The organism is Stenotrophomonas sp. P5_B8 (genome assembly GCF_054049855.1).
This window is the reverse complement of sequence record NZ_JBFULO010000179.1, coordinates 1-7,528: the sequence shown is the minus strand read 5'-3', so window position 1 is coordinate 7,528 and position 7,528 is coordinate 1. Positions and strand designations below refer to the sequence as shown.

Annotated in this window: 11 protein-coding genes and 1 tRNA gene; 9 read left to right on the top strand and 3 right to left on the bottom strand. The window is 64.6% G+C overall.

The window, feature by feature from the left end:
- The 9 genes from ACXJKH_RS11345 to ACXJKH_RS11305 form a co-directional block, all read left to right on the top strand.
- Window positions 1-188 (top strand): PilZ domain-containing protein (locus ACXJKH_RS11345; RefSeq protein WP_457319508.1); only part of this gene is annotated, 188 nt, incomplete at its 5' end.
- A 65-nt stretch (window positions 189-253) separates the two neighbouring features.
- Window positions 254-328, top strand: a tRNA-Val gene (locus ACXJKH_RS11340).
- Between the two features lie 445 nt (window positions 329-773).
- Window positions 774-1,067, top strand: coding sequence for a DUF6393 family protein (locus ACXJKH_RS11335; protein ID WP_457319507.1), 294 nt, complete (start codon window positions 774-776; stop codon window positions 1,065-1,067).
- 16 nt (window positions 1,068-1,083) lie between these two features.
- Complete coding sequence (locus tag ACXJKH_RS11330; protein ID WP_457319506.1) at window positions 1,084-2,088, top strand: XVIPCD domain-containing protein; 1,005 nt, start codon at window positions 1,084-1,086, stop codon at window positions 2,086-2,088.
- A 301-nt stretch (window positions 2,089-2,389) separates the two neighbouring features.
- Window positions 2,390-2,686, top strand: coding sequence for a hypothetical protein (locus ACXJKH_RS11325; RefSeq protein WP_256775680.1), 297 nt, complete (start codon window positions 2,390-2,392; stop codon window positions 2,684-2,686).
- Window positions 2,687-2,753: 67 nt separating this feature from the next.
- Window positions 2,754-3,179, top strand: coding sequence for a hypothetical protein (locus tag ACXJKH_RS11320; protein ID WP_457319505.1), 426 nt, complete (start codon window positions 2,754-2,756; stop codon window positions 3,177-3,179).
- 57 nt (window positions 3,180-3,236) lie between these two features.
- Window positions 3,237-3,620, top strand: a complete 384-nt coding sequence (locus tag ACXJKH_RS11315) for a YbjQ family protein (protein ID WP_457319504.1) — start codon at window positions 3,237-3,239, stop codon at window positions 3,618-3,620.
- A gap of 71 nt (window positions 3,621-3,691) precedes the next feature.
- Complete coding sequence (locus ACXJKH_RS11310; protein ID WP_457319503.1) at window positions 3,692-5,080, top strand: serine hydrolase domain-containing protein; 1,389 nt, start codon at window positions 3,692-3,694, stop codon at window positions 5,078-5,080.
- Window positions 5,081-5,168: 88 nt separating this feature from the next.
- Complete coding sequence (locus ACXJKH_RS11305; protein WP_457319502.1) at window positions 5,169-6,038, top strand: SDR family NAD(P)-dependent oxidoreductase; 870 nt, start codon at window positions 5,169-5,171, stop codon at window positions 6,036-6,038.
- A gap of 148 nt (window positions 6,039-6,186) precedes the next feature.
- On the opposite strand, the gene ACXJKH_RS11300 is transcribed toward ACXJKH_RS11305, so the two are convergent.
- The 3 genes from ACXJKH_RS11300 to ACXJKH_RS11290 all read right to left on the bottom strand — a co-directional run.
- Window positions 6,187-7,005 carry a sugar phosphate isomerase/epimerase family protein gene (locus ACXJKH_RS11300; protein ID WP_457319501.1) on the bottom strand — a complete coding sequence of 273 codons (819 nt, stop codon included), beginning with the start codon at window positions 7,003-7,005 and terminating at the stop codon, window positions 6,187-6,189.
- Between the two features lie 74 nt (window positions 7,006-7,079).
- Complete coding sequence (locus tag ACXJKH_RS11295; RefSeq protein ID WP_457319500.1) at window positions 7,080-7,262, bottom strand: hypothetical protein; 183 nt, start codon at window positions 7,260-7,262, stop codon at window positions 7,080-7,082.
- Window positions 7,259-7,528: PepSY domain-containing protein (locus tag ACXJKH_RS11290; protein WP_457319499.1), on the bottom strand; the 270-nt coding region annotated here is incomplete at its 5' end. The genes ACXJKH_RS11290 and ACXJKH_RS11295, both read right to left, overlap by 4 nt.

Below are 7,528 nucleotides of genomic sequence, written 5' to 3'. Positions count from 1 at the left end.
ACTCCAGCGAGCGCCTGCCCGTGGCCGGCAAGGTGATCTGGGTGACCCCCGCCGGCGCCCAGGGCAACCGGGCGGCCGGCATCGGCGTGCAGCTGGCCGAAGGGGCGGAAGGGGAGAACGTGCGCCACCGGATCGAGACGCTGCTGGCCGGCATCCTCACCTCGGACAAGCCCACCCACACGATGTGAAGAAAATTCGGCAAAACCGTTGACGTCGAAATTTGCCGCCCTATAATGAGCGGCTCAGCAGCATCGGGCGGTTAGCTCAGCGGTAGAGCATTGCCTTCACACGGCAAGGGTCACAAGTTCGAACCTTGTACCGCCCACCACGCTGCAACATGAAGAAGCCGGCCCTTGGGTCGGCTTTTTTGTTGCCTGCGGGTTGGGGGGGGCGGCGCATCCTTGTACTCAGGCATCACCTTGCCCGCAGTCAGCAGGCGCTCGTCAGGGATGGCGCTGGCATGGATTCCGCATTGGATACAGTCGCGCGGGATGGACCCGACGTCCGGTGGTGAAGGATGGGGCCGCCACGCAACATGAACCGTTGGGGCGATATATTCTCTCCACCTCGGCCATTGAGGTTGGACCGAGGCTACGCGCATGCGACAAGCCAACGGACGACAGGAGACCATGATGCGATGCAGGTCGTTTCGCCGATGGGCGGCAATCATTACCCTCGCCGCTGTAGTACTTCCGCTGTCCGGTTGTGCCGCCGCAGGGGACGGAAAAGTCGTCCCGGCTCAGGGACAGACCACACTGACAGGAGTTCGACCCATGCTGGAATCCATCTATGCCTCGGCAACGCCGGTTCGCTTCGAGCAACTTGACGTCAGCGACCTTGTCGCCGAGCACTTTCCCGCCGGCACGGGCCGGGCCGTAGTCAAGGAGGCATTCCTTGCGTCGGCGTCGTCGAAGATCGTCGAGGAGACGCCGCAAAAGCTGGTGGTCCGGGACAACAAGGGTCAGGCGATGCTCGATCCGGATGCACGTTCGATYGTGATGACCTTTTCCTTCGACACCCAAGGGGCATTGATCGCCGTGAAGGCGATTCATCTCAAGTACCAGTAGTCATAAGGATCGGGCCATGGACGAGAAGATCGAGATCGGATATCGCAATATCGGATCGGTGCTGGGCAAGGAGTACCACCACAAGTTCATCCTCTACACCGACCGTAATGGCGAGCAACACACCATCAGCGGATGGACCGGCGATGCCCAGGTGGGATTGCCGTATGGACGGATACAGGTGGAGGCTAACCTCGTCTACGACGCCGCCAATCCAGACCATCCGAAAAATCCCAATGCCACTGGCCAGGCGCAATATCGCGAGCGGATTGCCAGCGGTGCCGACCTGTCCGGGACGTGGGCGCAGATGGTGGCCAACGCCCAGGGCAAGGACGACAAATACCCCTACGACCCGCAGCGGCAGAATTCCAACACCTTCGCCGACAGTGTGCTGCGCGATGCGCATCTCCGCGAGCCCACCCAAGATGGCGTCGGCGGACATTGGGCGCCCGCATCGGGTCGCCCGCTGGATCATTCTCTAAAGCCCGTGGTGCCGGGGCTGGGCACCTCGGGGAATACGTTCAGCGCCAACGATGCTGCCGCCGATCCGGGACGCGAGGTGCAATTGCGCGCCAACCCGCTCTATCGGCAGGCGCTCGCTGGGCTGGAGCAGCTCGGACCCGAGGTGCAATTGCGCGCCAACCCGCTCTATCGGCAGGCGCTCGCTGGGCTGGAGCAGCTCGGACCCGAGGTGGGTGTGTATGCAGATGTGCAGGACAAGGAACGTATCGCCGCTGCGCTCGCACTGCGGGCCCGTACGCATGTGCCTCCGATACCGGAGATCCATGAAGTCGTGCCCAGCGCGACCAACGGCAATGTGTTTGCGGTCTGGAAGAGCGCAGACAACGATCAGTTTGTGATGCGTGCTCACGTCGATCGGGGCGAAGCGACGCAGCAGCCTTTGATGCAGAATCTGCAGGCATTGGAAACAGCAGATGCGCAGCAGGTGCGCGCGCAGGCGCAGGCGCAGGAACAGAGCCAGAATCAGAACGAGGTCGGTCGAGCAACAATGCGAATGGGGTGAACGATGGCCGCTGAACGGGCACGAGCCGCGGCCTGCGCTGATTCACATGGCAATTCAACCGAACGTATTGTGCATGGCACAGCTCATGTCCACGAATCAGTTACTGACGCGGATGCAAAGTGCGACATGAAATGGCGTGAACCGAGGGACGTGTCGCTCAAGCAGCAGACCCGCTTCAATCCGCTCGGAAAACCGGTGCGGACAACGTTCACGTGGCTTTTCCTCGCCTTTGCGGCCGTGTTCGTCATGGGGAGCATAAGATGCCTCCGCCGCCTTCCCGCCACGTGACCTGGAGAGCCGCATGGAACCCGACGCAACCGATCCCGCCCTCGCCAGCCCGGCCGACTACAGTGATGTGTTGTACCCGGTGTATTTCGAGGTGGGCGAGTGGCAACACGTCGTGCGGGACGCGATGATCGCGTTCCTGGTTCAACGCAGCGATGGTCATCCAGCCTTCCACTTCGCGCCGGATGCGCTTCGCACCACTGCGCACGGCTATGAGGTGGACCTGCCGATGCAGTTGATCCCTGAAGTGGTGCGCGCGTTGGCCGAGCGGAACGTGGCGATCTATCAGGTGGTCAGGCGGCAGCCCCGATGAGCGTTCGTCTGTAGCAGGACGCATTCGGCCTGATGCATCATCGACACACTCGCAGGGAGCGCAGCAGATGAACAGTCGACGCAGTACCCGAACGCCGATGGCCTGCTGGCTGCTGCCCATCGCGCTGTGCGTTCCGCTACCGGCACTGGCCTCCGACCCGGTTGGCATGCTGACGGTGTTCTTCGGGCTGCCGGTCTTCATGACCGCCGTCGTGGTGTTGGGCACGCTGGTGATCTTCCGACGCCACCGCTGGGCGAGAGGGATCGGGTTGTTGCTTGGCATCCCCGTATCGTTGCTTGGCGCGTACCTCGCATATGTGGACACCTGGCGCTTCTGGCCCGACCGGAATGGCAGCGATGACGGCACGCAGATGCTGATTGTCGTTGGCTGGACGCTGCTGTGGTGGTGCGTGCTGTGGTTCACCTGGCTGTTCTGGCGCACGGGGAAGGTGTCCTCGTCGGCAACGGATGTCCTGCCCAAGCGGTATCCCTGATACTCCACCGGATGGCACGTCATATCGGCGCGCACGCAGCACAATCACGAGGCCGCAATGACCGATCCTTACAACAGCAGTCCGCGCGCCGGTTCGGCTACCCGGCTCGACGATTCGATGGTGACAACCGCCATGGAGCTGCCCGGCTATCGCATCGTGCGCAGCCTGGGCGTGGTGCGTGGCATCACCGTGCGTTCGCGTTCGATAGTGGGCAATTTCCTCGGCGGGTTGCAGACGATCTTCGGCGGCAACATCACCATCTATACCGAGCTGTGCGAGCAGGCCCGCGAGGAGACCTATCGGGACATGGCCAAGCATGCGCGCCTGCTGGGTGCCAACGCGATCATCGCCATGCGGTATGACGCCACCGATGTGATGACCGGACTGACGGAAGTGCTGTGCTATGGCACGGCGGTGGTGGTTGAACCCGCGCTTGGCTGACGCGCATTCGCTTTGCCCGGTAGTGGCCGGCGTTGAGGCCGCTTTCTCTTCCAAACGACAAGGTGAACTGCATGCGCCTGTTGAAATCACTGGTAGTTGCACTGCTGCTGTTCTCGATCACGGCCCACGCCGGAACGCCCTTGGTGACGGGTGAGGCCGAACACGCGCTGAGGGCGTGGCTGGCCGCATTCAACGACGGTGATCGCGATGCGCTGGCGGCCTTCCGGGAACAGTACAAGATGCGCGCTGACGCGAAGGGCGATCTTGAGTTCCGCGCAGAGACCGGGGAGCTGCGGGTGCTGGAGGTCGTCGCCAGCACGCCGGGGAAAGTGCAGATGCTGCTGCTGCCCAGCGCCAATGACCGTGTGATGCTGGTGACGGCGACGCTCGACCCGGACAAGCGGTCGGCCGCGTTCGCGTTCGAAGGCGCGCAGACCCCCGCGAAATACCAGCCCAGGCGCATGGCGATGGCTGACGTTCTGGACGCGGCCAAGACGCGTCTGGATGCGCTGCAGGCGACTGGCGACCTCGGGGGGGTGTTCCTGGTGGCCAGGCAGGGAGACGTCCAGATGGCGTGGCACGGCGGCCTTGCCGATCGTGAGCAGGGCCTGGCGGTGGCGCGCGCTACCCGATTCCGGTTGGCGTCGTTGAACAAGATGTTCACCGCTGTGTCCATTCTGCAGCTACAGGAAGCGGGCAAGCTGTCGCTGGACGATACGCTGGCCAAACACCTGCCGCGCTACCCGAACCCGTCGGTCGCAGGGTCGGTCACGCTGCGTCAGCTTCTGGACCACACCAGCGGACTGGGCGATATCTTTGGTGACAAGGCCACCAGCAACGCCGACAGTCTCAGGACGCTTCAGGACTACTGGGCGGTGTTTGGGGAGGAGCCAGTGGCGTTCACGCCGGGAAGCCGGGACCAGTATTCGAACTATGCATTCATTCTGCTGGGCAGCGTCATCGAGGCGGTCTCGGAACAGTCGTACTACGACTATGTCGACGAACACATCTATCGCGTAGCGGGCATGAGCGCGACCGGATCCGAGCCCGAGTCGATGCCGGTCGTCGGCAGGGCCAAGCCGTATACCAAGGTCGATGGCCGATGGACAGTGGAAACGGCATCGCTGCCGTGGCGCGCTACCTCGGCCGGTGGTGGCTACAGCACCGTCGACGACATGCTGAAGTTCGGTGAGGCGCTGCGTGCGGGCAAGCTGCTGTCGCCTACGTCATTGGCAGCGGCGACCTCCCCGCAGAATCATAAGGCCTGGTACGGCTATGGGTTCATGGTGCGTGGTGAGGGTCGTGATCGGCTGTACGGTCATGAAGGCGGCGCACCCGGCGCCAACGCCGTGTTCTATGCGATGCCCGCGCAGGGATATGTGCTGGTAGGACTGAGTAATGTCGATCCTGAAGCGATGGGCAATGTGGTCAATTTCGTGGCGAACCGGTTACCGCTCTAGCGGCATGCGCCCGTGATACTTCGCATGTATCGCAACAGCACGCCATCGGTATTGGTCACGGGTGCAGTGCAGGCCGCATGCTGCTTCGATGGATAACGAATCAATCTTCTCGTTTACCGGCCAGGTCGGCCTGGTCACCGGCGCGGCCGGTGGCCTTGGCCTGGCTTACAGCCGTTTGCTGGCACGGCGCGGTGCGCAGGTGGTGATGCACGATGTGGGGGCCGACCGTGACGGCACCGGGTTTGATCCGCAGCGGATTGAACGGGCGGTGGCCGAGCTGTGCGGGCAGGGCCTGGTGGTACATGCCGCGCACGGTGCGCTCGACAATCGCGCGGAGTGCCGGGCCCTGGTGGCCGATACCCTGCAGCGTTTCGGTCGCCTGGATTTCATCATCCACAACGCCGGGTGGGTCGAGTACCAGCCGATCGACACGCTGGAGGACGAGCGCTTCGACGCGATGATGGCGATTGCCGCGAAGGCGCCCCTGTGGCTGGCGCAGGCTGCATGGGCGTCGATGCAGGACGCGCGCTACGGACGCATCGTGCTGACTACTTCTGATCGCGCGCTGTATCCGCAGTACGTGCAGCACGGGCTGGCGGCCTACGCGGCGGCGAAGCTGGCTGYGGTGGGCATCGTCAACGTGCTGGCCGCGGAGGGCGCGCCGCACGGGATCGTGGTCAACGCGGTGTCGCCGGTGGCCAAGACGCGGATGTGGGGCGTGCAGGGTGAGCCGGATGAGTTGCATCCCGATGCGGTGGCACCGGGTGTTGCGTATCTGGCGTCGGCGGCGTGCGGCGAGGGTGGCTGGATCCTGCGCGCGAGCAATGGCCAGTTCCATGCCACGCGGAGCGTGGAGGCCGAGGATGTGGCGTATCCGCGCGACCTGCGTGCGGTGCGGGCGGAGAGCATCGAGGATGTCGCCGCGCAGTGGACGGCGATTGCGCGGCCGGCTGTTTGACGACCATGGTGCGGGACTCGCAGTGCCGTTGTGCGTGCATGCCGTCCCGCCGGCACCTGCGTTGCAGCAGTTCCTGCAGGCAGCGGATCTTGCATCGGTCTACACAGCAACGTGGTTGGGATAGATAGGCCCTCGTTCAACGACGGCTCTAGCGGGGCGCGCGCAATACCCGGTCCAGTGCCGCCATGGCGTCGCTGGCCACCGCGGCCGGGTCGCGCGCCTTCATCGCATCATTGAACACCTCCAGGCCAATCGGCCCGGTGTACCCCATGCGCGCAAGTCGCTGCACCAGCGCCGCCACTGGCCAGATGCCGCTGCCGGGCAGGCAGCGTGCGTGTCGGGCCTGCTGCTTCACGGCACCGGGCTGCGGTTGGGTGGTCACATCCGACAGTTGCACCAGCGCGATTCTGTCTGCCGGAATGCCTTGCAGGTCGTCGACGCCACGACCGGCGGCGAACAGATGGAAGGCATCGACCACCAGATCCCGATTGTCGGCATCCACTGCCTGGATCTGTTGCCATGCYGACGGCACGGTGGAATGCAGGTGGCTCCATGCCATGGCCTCGTAGGCGATGCGCAGACCGCGCGCGGAAGCTTGCCCGCAGAGCCAGCGGAGATCGGCAGTGACCTGGTGCGTCTGGCAGTCCGGCGTGGTGCAGGCGGGCACCAGCACCGTGCCGGCACCGACGGCGACGGCCATGTCCAGAAGCAACTGCGCTTCGTCGCGCTTGGCCTCGCGCGTGGCTGCCGGGGCACCGTCGAAATCGAGTAGCACCTGCAGGTCGGTCAGCTGCAGTCCGGTGCGTGCGAGTGCGTCACGTACGGCGTCCACCGAGGCGGCCTGCACGTCCTCGCGCCACAGTTCGACCTGCGCGAAGCCGGCCGCTGCGGCGGCCTGCAGTTTCTGATCGGTGCTGCCGCCGAGCAGTACGGTGTTGAGGAAGCGCGGGCCGGGCAGGAGCGACATGGGTGAGCCGGTGGGGGAGGTGACGCGCCCGATGCTAGCGATGCCACCATGCACTACACGTGCAGACACGCCGCTCAGCGCGTGCGCTTCACCCACGCACGCACCACCAGCGCGATGAGTACGGCGAACACCAGCCAGGAGACCACGTCGAACACGCCGTCGCCGATCAGGGCGCTGACCAGGCCGAGCACGCTAACCGCAGCGATCCAGGCCGGGGCGATGAACGGGCTGCGTGGTGCGGAACGGGGCCGGTTCACGCGGCGGCTCCGGTCCGTGCGGCGCGCTCGAGTTCGCTCACGCGCGCCTCGGTGCTGCCGCGCTTGAGCCACAGGTACAGGCCGGTGACCAGCACGGCGATGGTCAGCAGATCCAGCAGCGCCCACAGGATCTTCAGCGGCAGCTTGCCGTAATCGCCAAAGTGCAGCGGCTGGCTGAGCAGCAGCACGCTCATGTAGACCGGCAGCTGGGGCTGCGCAGTGAGCGTGCCGGTCTGTGCATCGACCAGGACCGGGCGATACAGGCG